This window comes from Bradyrhizobium sp. AUGA SZCCT0431 (genome assembly GCF_018131065.1).
Classification (GTDB): Bacteria; Pseudomonadota; Alphaproteobacteria; order Rhizobiales; family Xanthobacteraceae; genus Bradyrhizobium.
The window spans coordinates 84606-101522 of the sequence record NZ_JAFCLR010000010.1 but is presented as its reverse complement, the minus strand read 5'-3'; the positions used below and the strand labels follow the sequence as shown (position 1 = coordinate 101522).

Here is a 16917-nt window from a genome sequence, read left to right as displayed (position 1 = left end):
AAGGTGAACCTGAGAGATACTCCCATGTTCGATCGGCGCAAATGACCTTATCAACGCTTTCTTAGGGTCGTTCTCAGAGTTTGGCCGCCGCGATCACGGCCTTGGCAGCATCCAGCGCGCGCTGGGCGCGATCCTTTGCTCCCATGGTCTTGGCAAGCTCGGCGGTCGGGACTTCGAGGCTGATGGTGATATCCGCCGGCATGGCGCGCGCCAGCGACACGAGGTCGATGCCGCCCTCCCCGGGAAACATCCGCTCATGGCGGGCGGCATGGATCAGCTCTTCGTTCGTGGCGGGCCGCTCGGCCGGGCCGTCGCATAACTGCCAGTAATGCAGCCGGTGGACGGGCACGCGCGCAAGTTCGGCGGTTGAACTCCTCGACCGGTCGAAATGCAGCGCATCGACCAGGATGCCGGCATTGGCCTGCCCCATCGGCGCGACGATGCTGTTGGCCGTCGCCAGATCGGGGACATAGGTCCAGGGCATGAATTCGAGATCGGCCGTCAGCCCATATGGGGCGGCGGTCTCGCAAAATCTCGCAAAGCTATCCCTGAACCGGGCGAGATCAGGATCGTAACCCGCGACCAGGATGTGCTTGGCGCCGAGCCGCGCACCGGTCTCGAAGAAGGCGGAGAAGCCGGCAATCTCGGTTTCAGGCCGCAGCGCGACCACTTCGAGGTCGGCTACTTTGATGCCGGTCGCGTCCAGCCGGCCCAGCGTTTCCTTCAGGCTCGCTTTGTCATCCAGCGGATAGGCGATGCCGCCGGGCATCGCGGGCAGCAGGCGAATCCCGACGGCGTCATAGCCGCAGGCTGCGGCGACGTCGATCAGCGCCGGCGGCGCCAGATCGAGGACGGTCAGCGCGGCGAGCGAGAACGACGGCATTATTCAAAATCTGCGATACGGGCGTCGAGTGCGAACATGCCTTGATAGACCTCCGGCTCGCCGCTGCTGAACAAGTCCGGCGCCATTTCAGTTGCTCGACGCAATGCGCCACCAAGCGCCGTCTCGTCAAGCGCCTCGATGATCAGGAGGCCGGCAAAAATCCCTTCATCCTTCCGCATGCCCTTCTCGACCGTCGGCACCGAGGTGCGCGCCAGATCGGTCACCCCGATCTGCACCGCGGCAATGCCGTCGAGCGCGACGAGGGCGTCGGCGAATGCTTGCGGTTTCTCCGGCAGACGTTCGACGCGCAGCGCGGCGATGGTCGATCCCTCGCCGCGACCCGCGCGGGCCGTCATGACGCCGCCGCCGCGAATGAAATTGCCGAGCCGGGGCATGGTGCGCTGCGACCACGGCGTCGGGGCGTTGAGCCGCGCCAGATAAGCCGGCCCGTCGAGCACCTCGGGGGCTTCCAGTTCGTAGAGAATGAAGAACCTGGCGATGTCAGTCCGCGTGGCGCGGAACACCCGGACGCCGAGGAAACCCTTGGTCGTCACACGCTCGGTGGTGTGCTCCCGCGTCAACCAGTGCCGGTAGTCGGTGAGATGGTCGGGCTCGACGTCGCTCCAGATCGCCAGAAAGCCTGCGCCGCGCATGTGCTATCTCCCCTTGAGGCCATGCAACGAGGCGGGAACGGCGTCCGGCAGCTTCCCGAGCTTTTGAACGGCAGCCAGCATCGCCGCGATGTAGCCGTAAGGACCGAGACCACAGATCACGGCGGTGGACGCGCTCGACGTGATCGAATGCCGGTGCAGTTCGTCCCGCGCATGAATATTGGAGATGTGGACCTCGATCTTCGGGCCTTCGAATATTTTCAGCGCGTCGATCAGCGCGATCGAGGTGAACGAATAGGCCGCCGGGTTCATGATGATCGCATCATAATTGCCGTGCGCCGACTGGATCCAGTTGACCAGTTCGCCTTCGAGATTGGACTGGTGAAACGAGACCGTGACCCCGAGGTATTTCGCCACTTCCTCACAGCTCGCCTCGATCTCCTTGAGCGTGGTCGGGCCATAGATATGCGGCTCCCTGATCCCCAAGAAATTCAGATTGGGTCCGTTCAGGATCATGATCTTGGTGGCCATCGAGGCTCCCCCTTCTACGCTTGATGCCGCTTTTAGCCGGCAAGCCATTTGGCCGGGACCGTCACCAATGCCGGGAACAGCACCAACAGAAACAGCACGATAAGCTGGGCGATCATAAACGGCCAGACGCCCTTGATGATATCTTCCATGCTGATCCTGGAGACCCCGCAAACGACGTTCAGCACGATACCGACCGGCGGCGTAATGAGGCCGATGGAATTGTTGATGATGAACATCACGCCGAAATAGACCGGGTCGATGCCGGCCGCCTTGACGATCGGCATCAGGATCGGCGTCAGGATCAGGATCGTCGGCGTCATGTCGAGCGCCGTGCCGACGATGACCACGACGACCATGATCGCGAACATCAAAAGCGTCTTGTTGCCCATGAAGGGCTTCAGGAGGTCGACCACCTGGGCTGAAATCTCCGACACCGTGATCAGCCAGGAAGAGACCAGCGCCGCCGCCACCAGGAACATCACGATACTGGTGGTCAGGGCGGCGGAGACGAAGACGCCGTACAGCTGCGAGAATTTCAGTTCGCGATAAATGCAGGTGGTCACGAACAGCGAATAAACCGCGACAACAACGCCGGCCTCGGTCGGCGTAAAGATGCCGAAACGCAAGCCGACGATGATGATCGCCGGCAGCATCAGCGCCCAGAAGCCGTCGATCACGGCGTGGGCAACTTCCTTGAATGACGCCCGCGGCGGCGGCACCAGGTTTTCCTTGTGGACCACCCACCACCAGGCGACGCACAAGCCGGCACCAATCATCAGCCCCGGAAAGATACCGGCGAGAAACAGCTTGGAGATCGACACGCCGGCGGCGACGCCGAAGATGACGAAGCCGATGCTGGGAGGAATGACGGGACCGATCACGCCGCTCGCAGCCACAAGTCCTGCCGCGTAGATCTTCTTGTGTCCGGCCGCCACCATCATCGGCACCAGCACGGCTGCGAGCGCGGCGGCATCGGCCGCGGCCGATCCCGATAGCGATGAGAGGATACAGGCCGCGAGGATCGTCACATAGCCAAGGCCGCCGCGGAAATGTCCGACCGCAACGAGGGCGACATTGACAATGCGCCTGGCCAGCCCTCCCTTGTTCATGATCTCGCCGGCGAGCATGAAGAAGGGAATGGCCATCAGCGGGAAACTGTCGGCGCCATTGATGATGTTCTGCGCCACGATCTGGGAATCGAACATGTTGATCGTGCTCATCAGCGCGATCCCGCAGATGAGTAGCGCAAAGGCGATCGGCATGCCGAGCGCCATGGCGCCGAGCAACGAGAAGGTGAAGACCGCGATGGTCATGTGCGGCGCCCCCGCGATGCCATCAGATGTCCTCCTCCTTGACGGCGACCAGCTCGGATTCGCCGGCTTGGCCGGAGACGACGCGGAACAAATCATAGAGCAGCATGATTCCGACCGAGACGCCGAAGATCACGCCGACGAAATAGAAAATGCCGAGCGACAGGCCGGTCGCCGGCGCGCGATCGTCGATGTTGATGATGGTTTGGCGCCAGCTACCCGCCAGCAGCAGCCAGTCGGCATACAGCATCAGGCAGTAGCTGATGACGAAGCAGATGCGTTTTCCCAGGGGTCCCAGCATCCGCACCAGCGTATCGACGCCGAGATGCGAATGCTCGCGCACGGCGACGATGGCGCCCAGAAACGTCAGCCACACCAGCATCCAGCGCGACAATTCCTCCGAAATCGTGATGCCGGAATTGAAGCCGTAGCGCAGCACCACATTGCCGAACACCAGCACCACCATGACCGCGAGGCACAGCGCGATCACGCCCTTGAGCAACGCGCAATAGAGGTCGAGTATCCGTCCCATCGGCGCCGTCTGGAGCTGGAGTTCGTGCAGGGCCGCTGGATACCGGCCCTGCTTCGCCGATATCAGCGGCGCGTCACTTGACCTCTTTGCGGACGCGATCAAGCTCCGCGTTGAACAGCTTGACCGTATCAGGCTTGAGGGCCGCAGAAATCTTGTCGACCACCGGCTGGACGGCTTTGCGCATGCGCTCCAGCTCTTCCGGCGCCACCGCGTTGTACGTCATGCCCTTGGCCTGCAATTCGGAGAGCGCCTTTTCGGTCTGCAGCCGCGTCTGTTCCTTCTGGTAGGCGCGGCTTTCGTTGTAGGCTTCCTGCATCATCTTCTGTTCGGCCGGCGACAGCTTGTCCCAGAAAATCTTGCTGACGATGATGATGTTCTCGGTGAAGGTGTGGCCGGTGGCGGAGACGTATTTCTGGACCTCAAAGAACTTGTTGGACAGGATCACGGTGTAGGGATTTTCCTGGCCATCGACCGTGCGCGTTTCCAGCGCCGAATAGAGCTCACCGAACGCCATCGGGATCGGGTTGGCCTTGAAGGCGCTGAAGGACTCCAGATAGACCGGGTTGGGGATCACGCGCAGCTTGAGGCCGGCGAAATCTTCCAGCTTGGCGATCGGATGCTTGCTGTTGGTGACGTTGCGGAAGCCGAGCCCCCAATAACCGAGCCCGACCAGTCCGCGCTGCGGCAGCGCGTCGATCATCGCCTTGCCGAATGCGCCCTGGACCAGCGCATCGGCCTGATCGGTGGTGTTGACGATGAACGGGAAGTCGAGCAGGCCGAATTCCGGAATGACCGTTGCGAGCGAGGTGGTGGAAGCCGACAGCATCTCCTGCGTACCGCCGCGCAGCGCCGACTGCTGCTGCAGCTCGTTGCCGAGCTGGGATGAAGCGAACTCACGGACTTTCAGCTTGCCGCCGCTCTTGGCGAGCAGGATTTCCGCGAATTTTTGCACGCCGAAGCTGACGGGATGATCGGTGTTGTTGAGGTGTCCCCAGCGGATGGTCCGCTCCTGGACCTCCTGCGCGGATGCGGTGCCGACCAAAAGCGCCCCGCCAAGCACGGCCGCGGACAGAACTGTAAACAGCTTCATCTCATCCTCCCCTAGCGATCCGATGCCAGCCGCGGCTTGTTGCCGCTATTTTTGATGTCTGGTCGGTCCTTTTCGGTGGAAACCATATAACGAAATCATTGTCAAATTATAATCTTAGAAATATATGATATAATCTAGTTCATCATGTGATTGGAGCTTGCGGCAAAGACCGCCATTCGCGGCTATGCTCACCGGCGAGTCGCGTCAGCCTTTGCAGGTCCAAAAGCGGGATAGACATTGACGATCATGGAGCAGCCCCAGTCCCCGATGTCGGCCGGCGACAGCGGCTATCACCGCATTCGCTCCGACATCATCTTCGGCGTGCTCAATCCGTCGGGACGGCTCAAGCTCGACTCGATGAAGGAGGATTACGGCCTCAGCGTTTCGACGCTGCGCGAGATCCTCAACCGGCTGGCTTCGGAAGGCTTTGTGGTTGCCGAGGGCCAGCGCGGGTTTGAGGTCGCTCCCGTCTCGATCCAGAATTTGCGCGAGCTCGCGCAGCTGCGAATCCTGCTCGAACATCACGCGATGACCGAATCCTTCCGGGCCGGCGACATGGAATGGGAGGGCCGCGTGGTGTCAGCACATCACAAGCTGGCGGCCACCGAGCGCGCGATCCTCACCGCCGGCGACGATCCCGAACTTCGAAAGCGCTACGACGGCGAATTCCACCAGGCCTTGATATCGAGCTGCGGCTCGCGGGAGTTGATGCAGACTCACTCGGTCGTGTTCGACAAATACTTCCGCTACGCCCTGCAGTATCGCGGCAGCGCCACGATCGCGCAGCATCAGGCCCTGCTGGACTGCGCGCTGAAGCGCGACATCGAGGGCGCAAAGTCGATCCTGACCGAGCATATCAACAGCTGCGTGGCGCATGCGCTCGCGATCGGGACGCTGAAATGAGCCGTTCGGTCGAGTTGTTGTGACCGGCCGCCAGACAGATAACCGCCGGTGGGATGCCGAGACCGATTTGCTGGTGATCGGCGCCGGTGCGGCGGGCATGACGGCAGCATTGGTCGGCGCGCTCGAAGGCCTCACGGTTATCATCTGCGAAAAGTCCGACATGGTCGGCGGCACCACCGCGACCTCGGCCGGAACGGTGTGGATTCCCGGCAGCCGGCAGAGTGAGGCGGCCGGCGTACCCGACAGCGTCGAGGCCGCGAGAACGTACCTTGCGGCGATATTGGGCGATGACGCCAACGATGCGCGGCTCGCCGCCTTTCTCGCGACCGGGCCCGCGATGCTCGACTATCTCCAGAAAAGAACCAGCGTGGCCTTCGTGCCGCCGCCGGTTCATCCGGACTATCACGCGCAGCCCGGCGCCGCGCTTGGCGGCCGGGCGCTCGGCGTCGTGCCGTTCGACGGACGAAAACTCGGCGATGACTTTGCGCGGGTGCGGCCGCCGCGCCGTGAATTCATGGTGCTCGGCGGCATGATGGTCGGCAAATCAGACATTCCGTCGTTGCTGCATCCGTTTCATTCCCTGGCAAATTTTTCGAACGCGGCTCGCCTGCTGGCGCGGCAGGCGCTGGACCGGATCAAGCATCCGCGCGGCACGCGCCTGATCATGGGCAACGCGCTGGTGGCGCGGCTGCTCTACAGTTTGAAGCGACAGGCGGTCCAGATTCGTTACCAGACGCAGCTCAGCGAGCTGATCGAGGGCGACGGAAGAATCATCGGCGCGGTGTTCACCACAAACGATAGCGAGATCAGCATTCGCGCGCGACGGGGCGTCGTGCTAGCAACCGGCGGCATTGGCTGGAGCAGCGAGTTGCGCAACCGGCTGTTTCCGAACGACACCCAGCGCTATTCGATGGCGCCGGATAGCAACACCGGCGACGGCATTCTCGCCGGCGAACGCGCGCACGGCGCTCTCGCGCAGGACATCAGGAGCCCGGCGCTATGGATGCCGAGTTCGGTGATGCAGCAGGACGACGGCCACCTCTCGGTGTTTCCCCACATCATGCTCGATCGCGCCAAGCCCGGGTTGATGGCGGTCAACAGGTCAGGCGTGCGCTTCGTCAACGAGGCCAATTCGTATCATGACTTCGTCGAGGGGATGCTGCGAGCGCATAAAACGGTGCCCAGCATCCCGGCGTTCCTGATCTGCGACCGTGGTTTTATTCGCGACTATGGTCTCGGCCTGATCCATCCCGGGACGCGTGACCTCGCGCGCTTCATCAAGTTGGGCTATCTGTTCCAGGGCGATAGCATCGCAAACCTGGCGCAGGCCATCGGCGTCGATGGCAGCACCCTGGCCGGCACCATCGAACGGCACAATCGATTCGCCGAAACCGGCGTCGACGAGGATTTCGGCCGAGGCACCAGCGAACTCAACCGCTTCAACGGCGATCCCACAAACAAGCCCAACCCGTGCTTACGCAAAATCGGACCGGGCCCCTATTTTGCGGTCGCGGTCTGGCCTTCCGACCTCGCGAGCAGCGCCGGATTGCGCACCGACGCCAACGGCCGCGTGCTGACGTCCACAGGGCAGCCGATCCCGGGCCTCCATGCCGCCGGCGCCGACGCCGCCTCGATTTTCCGCGGCACCTATCCCGGTCCGGGAACCATGATCGGCCCGGCCATGGTGTTTGCATGGCGCGCGGCGATGGACATCGCGGGCAAGTCGAACGAACTGGGCGTTACTTGATCGGCGGGCGCGGCAGCACGGCTTCGCCGGCTTCCATCCGGTAGACATAATCGAGCGAATACCAGGGCGAGCCGACATCAGTTTCCGTCGGATGCGCCTCGTCATGCCGCACGAATTCGCCGATCAGCGCCTTGGTCACGCCGAACTGCACGTCGCTGTCGATATGCGGATCGGCGGGATCGTAGACCTGGGAAATCAAAACCTTGAATCCCGGCTTGAAGATCAGCGCATGCAGATGCGCCGGCCGGTAGGGATGCCGGTCCTGCGCTTTCAAGAGCCGCCCGACCACGCCGTTGGTCGGAATGGGATAGCCGACCATCATCACCGAGCGAAACGCGAAGCGCCCGTCGGCGTCTGACGTGAACTTGCCGCGCAGATTCATCTCGGCCTGATCAGGGTCCTGATTCTCGTACAGCCCAACCGGCGAAGCGTGCCAGATATCCACCTCGGCCCCCGCGATCGGATGACCGGCAGGATCGACGACGCGGGCGGTGACGAACAGCGCCGCGCCCGGCGTGTCGGACCGGACGATCGAGCCGCCGTTTTCAACGCGCGGAGAATTCAGCCGCCAGAACGGCCCGAGCAGGGATTGCGCCGTCTCGGTGTTGCCCTGGTCGCCGTTGTTCAGCAGGCATACCAGCGAGGAAACGCCGAGCGAGCCCGCTATCAGGATGACTTCGTTATGGGTGGCGGTCGTTTGCTTGCCCAGTTCCACAAGGATCGCGGCGGCTTCGCGGAATTCGGCTTCGGTCAGCCGGACATCACGCACAAAACCGTGCAGATGCTTGACCAGCGATAGCATGATCTCACGCAGCCGCGGATCGGAGGTCCGCTCCATCACGGCAGACGCTGAAACCGTGACATCCTGCTCGCGCCCGATGATCATTCCGCGCTCCTTGCGGCCGCGACGGCGCCGCGCTTAGACGTCGAAGAACACGGTCTCGTTGTCGCCCTGCAAATGGATGTCGAACCGATAGACTGCGCTGGGATTGCAATGCGCGCGCTGGGCGATCAGTGTGGCGCGGCGGTCGATCGGCACCAGCGCCAACACGGGATCGGCGGCGTTGGCGGCCTCGCCGTCGAAATAGATCCGCGTGTAGAGATGCAGCAGCATGCCGCGCGCGAACAGCGCGAGCACGAGATGCGGCGCCTGCGGCTTGCCATCGGGATCGGGCACCGTGCCCGGCTTGATGGTGTCGAAGGCATAGCCGCCGTCGGCATCGGTGCCGCAGCGGCCGAATCCCTTGAAGGATGAATTGGGCAACGCCCGCTTGTCCTGCGGATCGGAGAAGCGGCCTTGCGCGTCGGCCTGCCAGATCTCCAGCATGCAATCCACCATCGGCTTGCCGTCGCCGTCGAACACGCGGCCCTCGACGCGGACGCGCTCTCCCGACGTATCCGCCGTCACGAGATTGTTCGAGAAGGCGTCGTTCCAGTCATACTTGCCGTTCGATGTCAGGCCATAGGCGAAATACGGGCCGACGGTCTGTGACGGGGTAACGCCTTCCGGCTTGCTCTGGGCCTTGGACACTTACTTGGTCTCCATCGGCGTGGCGTTGCGCCCGCGCAGCACAATGTTGAAGCGATAGCACAGCGCCCAATCCGGCTTGGTATTTTCGAGGTCGAAGTCGGACACCATCCGGTTACGCGCCTTCTCGTCGGTCACCGAATTGAAGATCGGATCGAACGGGAATAGCGGATCGCCGGGGAAATACATCTGCGTTACCAGCCGCGAGACGAAGGAATGCCCGAATACCGAGAAATGGATATGGGCCGGGCGCCAGGCGTTGTGATGGTTGCCCCAGGGATAGGCGCCGGGCTTGATGGTGACGAAGCGGTAATAGCCCTCGCTGTCCGATTGGGTGCGGCCGGCTCCGGTGAAATTCGGATCGAGCGGCGCCGGATGCTGATCGACGACATGGATATAGCGGCCGCAGGCATTGGCCTGCCACAACTCGACCAGCGTATTGGGCACGCCGCGGCCGTCTTCATCCAGCACATGGCCGTGCACGATGATGCGTTCGCCGAGCGGCTCGCCCTTGCCCTGGAGCGTGAGGTCGTTGTCGTTTTCGCGCACCGTCTCGTGGCCGTAGACCGGCCCGGTCAGCTCCGACAGCGTATGTCGCATCGGGATCAACGGCTTGGTGGGCGAACGCTTCACCGTGCTCTTGTAGCCGGGCGACAGCCGCGGCGGATGCGCCGTCAAGCTTTGCAGCGGATAGGATAATGTCATGACGAATTCCTCCCTGGCCTGACCGGTAGCCGCGCCGCAGATCCATTATATGACATAACTAAATCGGGGAAGGGCGTTTTTACGCCCTCCCAAACCGTTGCATCAATTGATCTTTTCGATCGCCATCGCGACGCCCTGGCCGACGCCGACGCACATAGTTGCCAAGGCAAGCTTGCCGCCGCGCTTCTCCATGCCGTGCACCGCCGTCATGGCCAGTCGCGCGCCGCTCATGCCGAGGGGGTGACCGAGCGCGATCGCGCCGCCGTGCGGGTTGACGAAATCGGCATCGTCCTTGACGCCGAGTTGCCTGAGCACGGCGATGCCCTGCGAGGCGAAGGCTTCATTGAGTTCGATCAGATCGAAATCGCTGATCTTCAGGCCGAGCCGCTCCATCAGCTTGCGGGTCGCCGGCACCGGGCCGATGCCCATGATGCGCGGCGGCACTGCAGCCGAAGCAAGCCCGAGGATGCGCGCCCGCGGCGTCAGCCCGTGCTTCTTCACGGCAGCTTCGGAGGCGAGGATCATCGCGGCCGCGCCATCATTGACGCCGGACGCATTGCCCGCCGTCACCGTGCCGGGATTGCGCACGATCGGCTTCAGTTTGGACAGACCTTCCAGCGTGGTTTCGGGGCGCGGATGCTCGTCCTTGTCGACCGTGATCGGGCCGGCCTTACCGCCGGGCACCGAAACGGGGGTGATTTCTTCCGCGAAATAGCCGGCGGCGATCGCGGCGCCCGCGCGCTGCTGCGAGCGAATCGCGAACGCGTCCTGGTCGGCGCGCGACACCTGGAATTCCTCGGCGACGTTCTCGCCGGTCTCCGGCATCGCATCGACGCCGTATTGCGCCTTCATCAAGGGATTGATGAAGCGCCAGCCGATGGTGGTGTCGAAAATATCAGCCGAGCGCGAAAACGCTTCCGGCGCCTTGCCCATCACGAACGGTGCCCGGGTCATCGATTCGACGCCGCCGGCAATCGCGAAATCGATCTCGCCTGCGCGGATCGCGCGGCCGCCGGCACCGACCGCATCGAGGCCCGAGGCGCAGAGACGGTTGAGCGTCTGGCCAGGAACCGAGTCGGGCATGCCCGCGAGCAGCAGCGCCATGCGCGCCACGTTGCGGTTGTCCTCGCCGGCCTGGTTGGCGCAGCCGAAGAACACCTCGTCGACCGCTTTCCAGTCGAGACCGGGATGCTTCGCCATCAGGGCCTTGATCGGGGCAGCGGCCAGATCGTCGGCGCGCACCTTGGCGAGCGAACCGCCAAAACGGCCGATCGGGGTCCGTACGGCATCGCAAATGAACACATCAAGCATTGAATCTCTCCCTGAACGCCGCGTTTGGGCCGTTGACCCCACTGAATTGATGGCGAGTTTTAGGAGCGACGCTGCGAGAGGTCAATTGACGGCTTTCGCAACACAGACGGTCTGTTCCCTCCTCCTTACGGGAGAGTAGGCTGGATTCGGCCGCGTTCTTTCAACTCGTCGTCCCGGCCTTGAGCCGGGACCCATACTCCGCGGCGACAATTGTTAGAAAAAGGTATCTGCCACCATATTCCCACCGAGAAGCCGCGGCGTATGGGTCCCGGATCGCATTCGCTGCGCTCACTTGTCCGGGACGACGGGGGAAAACGTGGATTCTGGCGGCAAAGCAATAGGATCGGACGACGGAATTTTGTAGTTTCCGCACCCGATGACGATCCAGCAAAACATCTCCGCACCCGCGCCCCCCGAGGCAACTTCGGCCACCGAGACACCGGCGACCGACGCGCCCGCGCGCGTCACGCCGATGATGGAACAATATCTGGAGATCAAGGCCGGCCATCCCGGGCTGCTGCTGTTCTACCGGATGGGCGATTTCTACGAGCTGTTCTTCGAAGACGCAGAGATCGCCTCAAAAACGCTCGGCATCGTGCTGACAAAACGCGGCAAGCATCAGGGCATGGATATCCCGATGTGCGGCGTGCCGGTTGAGCGCTCCGAGGATTATCTGCATCGTCTGATCAATGCCGGCCATCGCGTCGCGGTATGCGAGCAGACGGAGAACCCGGCAGCCGCACGCGCGCGCGGCAACAAGAGCGTGGTGAGCCGCGGCGTGGTGCGGCTCGTCACACCGGGCACGCTGACCGAAGACACCCTGCTCGACGCAAAGACCAATAATTACCTGCTGGCGATCGCGCGGGCGCGGGGATCAGCCGGCGGCGACCGCATTGGCCTTGCCTGGATCGACATCTCGACCTCCGAATTCATGGTCACGGAATGCTCGACCGCCGAGCTTGCGGCGACGTTGGCGCGGATCAATCCGAATGAAGTGATCGTCACCGACGCGCTCTACGGCGATGCGGATCTCGGCGCCCTGCTGCGCGAACTGCCGGCGGTGACGCCGCTGACCCGCGACGTCTTCGACGGCGCCACCGCGGAACGGCGGCTGTGCGATTATTTCGCGGTCGCGACCATGGACGGCCTCAGCGCGATGTCGCGGCTGGAAGCGACCGCGGCGGCCGCCGCCGTCACCTATATCGACCGCACGCAAGTCGGAAAGCGCCCGCCGCTGTCGCCGCCGTCGCGCGAGGCCGCCGGCACCACGATGGCGATCGACCCCGCGACCCGGGCCAATCTCGAATTGACCCGCACGCTGGCCGGAGAGCGGCGCGGCTCGCTGCTCGATGCGATCGACTGCACGGTCACCGCCGCGGGATCGCGGCTATTGGCGCAGCGCCTCGCCGCTCCGCTCACCGACAGCGCTGCGATTGCGCGGCGGCTGGATGCCATTGCCGCTTTCGTCGCCGACAGTTTTGCGCGTGACGATATCCGCACCACCTTGCGTGCCGCACCCGACATGTCGCGCGCGTTGGCGCGGCTGTCAGTCGGTCGCGGCGGCCCGCGCGATCTTGCAGGCCTCCGTGACGGCATCCTCGCCACCGATTCTGCGCTGGCGCGGCTGGCGCAACTGGATGCGCCGCCGCCGGAGATCGCTTCCGTAATGGAGGCGCTGCGCCGTCCCTCGCGCGATCTTGCGCGCGAATTCGAACGGGCGCTGGCCGAACAACTGCCGCTGATCAAACGTGACGGCGGCTTCGTCCGCGAAGGCTATGAGCCCGCGCTCGACGAGAGCCGCAATCTGCGCGATGCCTCGCGCCTCGTGGTCGCCGCGATGCAGGCGCGCTATGCCGACGACACCGGCATCAAGGGCCTCAAGATCCGGCACAACAATGTGCTGGGCTATTTCGTCGAGGTGACGGCGCAGCACGGCGACAAGCTGATGACCGCGCCCTTGAATGCGACGTTCATTCATCGCCAGACGCTGGCCGGCCAGGTGCGCTTCACCACCGCCGAACTCGGCGAGATCGAAGCCAAGATCGCCAATGCCGGCGACCGCGCGCTCAATCTGGAACTGGAAATCTTCGAACGGCTGTCGGTCATCGCGCTTGCGGCCAGCGACGATCTGCGCGCCGCGGCGCACGCCTTTGCGCTGCTCGATGTCGCGACCGCGCTGGCAAAACTTGCGGTCGACGACAATTACGTGCGGCCCGAGGTCGATGGCTCTCTCTGTTTTGCCGTCGAGGGCGGCCGCCATCCCGTGGTCGAAGCCGCGCTGAAGCGCGACGGCCAGCCGTTCATCGCCAACGCCTGCGACCTCTCGCCGGGACCAGCGCAGGTCTCGGGCCAGATCTGGCTGATCACCGGCCCGAACATGGCGGGTAAATCGACGTTCCTGCGCCAGAACGCGCTGATCGCGCTATTGGCGCAGATCGGAAGCTACGTTCCGGCCTCGCGGGCGCGGATCGGCGTCGTCGACCGGCTGTTCAGCCGCGTCGGCGCTGCCGACGACCTCGCGCGCGGGCGTTCGACCTTCATGGTGGAAATGGTCGAGACCGCCGTGATCCTTAATCAGGCCAGCGAACGTTCGCTTGTTATCCTCGACGAAATCGGCCGCGGCACTGCGACCTTCGACGGCCTGTCGATCGCCTGGGCCGCGATCGAACATCTGCATGAGAGCAACCGCTGCCGCGCGCTGTTCGCGACGCATTATCACGAGCTGACCGCGCTCTCCGCCAAGCTGCCGCGGATGTTCAACGCCACGGTGCGCGTCAAGGAATGGCAGGGCGACGTCGTGTTCCTGCACGAGGTGCTGCCCGGATCGGCCGATCGCTCCTACGGCATCCAGGTCGCAAAGCTCGCCGGCCTGCCGCCGGCCGTGATCGCGCGCGCCAAATCGGTGCTGGCAAAACTCGAGGCGCAGGACCGCGGCCAGACCGCGCGCGCCTTGGCCGATGATCTCCCGCTGTTCGCGGTGCCCTCGCGCGCGGCCGCCGAACCCGCACCGCCGAGCGAGGCCGAGCAGCTGCTCGAAGCGGTGAAAGCGCTGCATCCGGATGAGATGTCGCCGCGCGAGGCGCTGGATGCGCTCTATCGGCTCACGACGCTGGCGAAAGAACGCAAGACTTGAGGCGCGCCGCGAAAGCGTTCGCATGGATTGCGCTGGTGTACGGCGCGCCGCCCATGCTGCTGTTGATCTCCGGGCTGTTTGAAGGCGGCTGGCGGATGATCGTGTTTCTCGGATTGGTCGCGCTGCCGCTGTTGCCGCTGATCCTGATGCAGGATTCACGCGACTGGCGGACGCCGCCGCCCAGCGTGCCGCTGGCGGTGGCCGTGGTCTCGCTGGTGGCGACGACGCTGCTGTATTTGCGCCTGTTTGGCGTCATTCAATGGAGACTGCCTTGGGGCGCAGCGGGCTAGCGGCCCACGTCGGCGAACGGCTGGATCAACTTCAGCGTGGCGGCGAGGCGGATGCTGCGCTTGCCGGCCAATGCGGTTGCCTCCATTTCAGCACCATTGGCATCGCAACGGCCTGAGAAACCGATGCCGACTTGATAGCCGCCGAACAGCGGATGCTCGGCCTTCGCCGGGGTGTGTTCCTGATTGACGAACTCGCCCTTCCAGCGGCCGTTCGTCGAGGAGTAGGCGCCGAGATAATAGAAAAACGCGTCGCCGCCGAGAATGCGACCGTCGTGCAGCAGCATCACGCCGGTATGCCCGCCGGCCAGGCCGTCCAGCATCCGGATGTCGATCGAGTAGAGTCCGCTGATGATGCCGCCGTCGCCGACCATACCGGGCGGCGGAACGTCGTCGTTGCCGAGCGGCGTCATGAGCGCGCGAAACACCGAGCCGGCGTCCTCCACCACTTCACCCGCGAAGCGATAGGCCTGGCCCTCTGCCCTGCCGCGTATACTGAGCGTGACCTGGTCGGAACTGACCAGCGATCTGGGGCGGGGCGACGGGCTGTGGCGCCGGGTCCTGAGTCTGGCGACGATTTCGCCGTCCACGATCTGGTAGCTGCCGAAATGGGCGAATGCCGTATTGCCGCCAAGCATCTTTCCGGCGTTGGCGTACAGCACGCTGCGGCCGGAGCCCTCATTGATGTCGTATTCGACCTTGTACAATCCCTCCACCGCACGCCCCAGTTCTGCTCTGCCGCCAACTTAGCGGGTCTGCCGGCAGCGGTAACTAGCAATCTTCTGTCAAAATTGGAGCCGTCATTCCGGGGCGATGCAAAGCATCGAACCCGGAAGCTCGAGATTCCGGGTCTGGTGCTAACGCACCATCCCGGAATGACGGATCACTCATCTCCGCGCCTTCCTCCTTCGCCCGTTCCACCACAGCGCCAGATTCCACGAGACGCAGGTCGCGAGCCCGAGGCTCAGCCCGATCACCGAGCCAAACTGCAAAGCGGCGATGTGCAGTACCGCGATGGCGAGGCCCAATCCGATCAGGCCCCAGGCGCTGTTGGCGAGGACGGCTGCGGTCGGCGGCCCGCCGATGCGCGGGTGCAGGATCAGCATCATGGAGGTGAACACGATCGGAAACAGCGCGATGATGCCGCTGATTTTCGGACCGACCCAGCCTGACGTCGTGACCACGGTCGCGACCAGGGTCGCAACCAGCGAGGCGCGCAGGGGAATGTCGTACCAGCGCCGCGCGACCGGCGGCATCTTGACGTGACGGTAACGCGCCAGCAGCGGCACGCAGATCGCAAAGGCGATGGCGTTGACGACCAGGCCACCGGCCAGCGTCCAGGGTACCGAGCGGATGATCGAGGCAAGCGCGATCCACACCGCGACCGCGGAGAGGCAGCTGACGACCGCGCTCCGGCGCTGCGCCAGCACGACATAGGTCAGCGCCATAAAGATCGTCGCGGCGTTGATCGGCAGGCTCGCCAGCGCACCCTCGGCGATGAAGGCCGCGTCATGGTCGAGCGCGAGGAAAACGTAAGACGGCCCCGCCGAAATCGGCAATGTTGCGATCAGCGCGCCGATCACCGGGCCCGACTTCTCGGTGATGATGGACGCCGTCACCACGAACGCCGCGGTGATCGCCATGCGCAGGACGAGCGTCAGCAGGAAGATGGATTCGGGAGACATTTTATGCCGTCGTCCCGGCGAAGGCCGGGACCCATAGCCACAATTATTCGTGTGGCGCGAAAGGCATCGAACATCGGTTCTTGAAACGAGGGACCGCGGCGTATGGGTCCCGGCTCAAGGCCGGGACGACACCATATTGCGGGCTCACACCCGCTTCATCGACACCGCGACCTTGGGGCCGTTCCGGATGGTCTGATAGACCACACAATAGCGCTCGGTGAGCTTTAGCAAGAGATCGAGCTTGTCCTGCGGGGCGTCGGTCTCGACGTCGAAGCGCAGGCGGATTTCGGCGAAACCGACCGGCGCCTCCTTGTCGACGCCGAGCGTGCCGCGGAAATCCAGATCGCCCTCGGCGATGACGTGGCCGGACTTCAGCGGAATTTCGACGGCGGTCGCGACCGACTTCAGCGTCACGCCGGCGCAGGCGACGAGCGCTTCCAGCAGCATGTCGCCGGAACACAGCTCAAGCCCGGAACCGCCGGTGGCGGGATGCAGGCCTGCAACGGCCAGCGCGCGGCCGGTTTCGACCTTGCAGGTAAGGCCTTCATTGTCGATCGAGCCCTTGGCCTTGAGCGTGATGACGGCGGCTGAGGGATCGGACTTGTAGCGCTCCTTGATCGGGGCCTGCATCGCACGGAGTTCGGCGGCGTCCATTTTTTTC

17 protein-coding genes are annotated in these 16917 nt (G+C 63.9%); 4 read left to right on the top strand and 13 right to left on the bottom strand.

The features are described from left to right. Positions 1-73: 73 nt before the first annotated feature. From JQ567_RS11895 to JQ567_RS11870, 6 genes are all read right to left on the bottom strand, one after another. Positions 74-883, bottom strand: coding sequence for a sugar phosphate isomerase/epimerase (locus tag JQ567_RS11895; RefSeq protein WP_212438984.1), 810 nt, complete (start codon positions 881-883; stop codon positions 74-76). After that, positions 883-1536 carry a hypothetical protein gene (locus tag JQ567_RS11890; protein WP_212438983.1) on the bottom strand — a complete coding sequence of 218 codons (654 nt, stop codon included), beginning with the start codon at positions 1534-1536 and terminating at the stop codon, positions 883-885. Before JQ567_RS11890 ends, JQ567_RS11895 begins: the two co-directional genes overlap by 1 nt. A gap of 3 nt (positions 1537-1539) precedes the next feature. Then, on the bottom strand, positions 1540-2025 hold the full coding sequence (gene aroQ / locus JQ567_RS11885) for a type II 3-dehydroquinate dehydratase (protein ID WP_212438982.1): 486 nt from the start codon (positions 2023-2025) through the stop codon (positions 1540-1542). A 32-nt stretch (positions 2026-2057) separates the two neighbouring features. After that, the gene (locus JQ567_RS11880) at positions 2058-3338 is read right to left on the bottom strand and encodes a TRAP transporter large permease subunit (protein WP_212438981.1); all 1281 of its coding nucleotides are present in this window, start codon (positions 3336-3338) and stop codon (positions 2058-2060) included. Positions 3339-3360: 22 nt separating this feature from the next. After that, entirely contained in the window at positions 3361-3867 is a 507-nt protein-coding gene (locus JQ567_RS11875; protein ID WP_212438980.1) for a TRAP transporter small permease, read from the bottom strand. 73 nt (positions 3868-3940) lie between these two features. Continuing rightward, a complete protein-coding gene (locus JQ567_RS11870; protein WP_212438979.1) occupies positions 3941-4957 on the bottom strand; it encodes a TRAP transporter substrate-binding protein in 1017 nt (338 codons plus the stop codon). Positions 4958-5203: 246 nt separating this feature from the next. Here JQ567_RS11870 and JQ567_RS11865 point away from each other — a divergent pair, with 246 nt between their 5' ends. Further along, positions 5204-5860 carry a GntR family transcriptional regulator gene (locus JQ567_RS11865; RefSeq protein ID WP_249165418.1) on the top strand — a complete coding sequence of 219 codons (657 nt, stop codon included), beginning with the start codon at positions 5204-5206 and terminating at the stop codon, positions 5858-5860. Between the two features lie 19 nt (positions 5861-5879). After that, entirely contained in the window at positions 5880-7607 is a 1728-nt protein-coding gene (locus tag JQ567_RS11860; RefSeq protein ID WP_312017386.1) for an FAD-dependent oxidoreductase, read from the top strand. On the opposite strand, the gene JQ567_RS11855 is transcribed toward JQ567_RS11860, so the two are convergent. The 4 genes from JQ567_RS11855 to pcaF form a co-directional block, all read right to left on the bottom strand. Further along, a complete protein-coding gene (locus tag JQ567_RS11855; RefSeq protein ID WP_212438978.1) occupies positions 7600-8493 on the bottom strand; it encodes a dioxygenase in 894 nt (297 codons plus the stop codon). The genes JQ567_RS11860 and JQ567_RS11855 overlap by 8 nt on opposite strands. A gap of 33 nt (positions 8494-8526) precedes the next feature. Continuing rightward, positions 8527-9138: a protocatechuate 3,4-dioxygenase subunit alpha gene (pcaG, locus tag JQ567_RS11850; protein ID WP_212438977.1), complete on the bottom strand. Its 612-nt coding sequence runs from the start codon at positions 9136-9138 to the stop codon at positions 8527-8529. Continuing rightward, complete coding sequence (pcaH, locus tag JQ567_RS11845) at positions 9139-9840, bottom strand: protocatechuate 3,4-dioxygenase subunit beta (RefSeq protein ID WP_212438976.1); 702 nt, start codon at positions 9838-9840, stop codon at positions 9139-9141. Between the two features lie 102 nt (positions 9841-9942). Next, complete coding sequence (gene pcaF / locus JQ567_RS11840; protein WP_212438975.1) at positions 9943-11151, bottom strand: 3-oxoadipyl-CoA thiolase; 1209 nt, start codon at positions 11149-11151, stop codon at positions 9943-9945. Between the two features lie 376 nt (positions 11152-11527). Here pcaF and mutS point away from each other — a divergent pair, with 376 nt between their 5' ends. Continuing rightward, positions 11528-14284 (top strand): DNA mismatch repair protein MutS, encoded by a 2757-nt coding sequence (gene mutS, locus JQ567_RS11835; protein WP_212438974.1) that lies wholly within the window; start codon positions 11528-11530, stop codon positions 14282-14284. Continuing rightward, positions 14281-14574: a hypothetical protein gene (locus tag JQ567_RS11830; RefSeq protein WP_212438973.1), complete on the top strand. Its 294-nt coding sequence runs from the start codon at positions 14281-14283 to the stop codon at positions 14572-14574. Before mutS ends, JQ567_RS11830 begins: the two co-directional genes overlap by 4 nt. On the opposite strand, the gene JQ567_RS11825 is transcribed toward JQ567_RS11830, so the two are convergent. The 3 genes from JQ567_RS11825 to JQ567_RS11815 form a co-directional block, all read right to left on the bottom strand. Next, positions 14571-15287, bottom strand: a complete 717-nt coding sequence (locus JQ567_RS11825; RefSeq protein ID WP_212438972.1) for a GrlR family regulatory protein — start codon at positions 15285-15287, stop codon at positions 14571-14573. The two genes, JQ567_RS11830 and JQ567_RS11825, sit on opposite strands and share 4 nt — an antisense overlap. 171 nt (positions 15288-15458) lie before the next feature. Then, positions 15459-16256, bottom strand: coding sequence for a hypothetical protein (locus tag JQ567_RS11820; RefSeq protein WP_212438971.1), 798 nt, complete (start codon positions 16254-16256; stop codon positions 15459-15461). 144 nt (positions 16257-16400) lie between these two features. After that, positions 16401-16910: an OsmC family protein gene (locus tag JQ567_RS11815; protein ID WP_192736401.1), complete on the bottom strand. Its 510-nt coding sequence runs from the start codon at positions 16908-16910 to the stop codon at positions 16401-16403. Positions 16911-16917 lie beyond the last annotated feature (7 nt).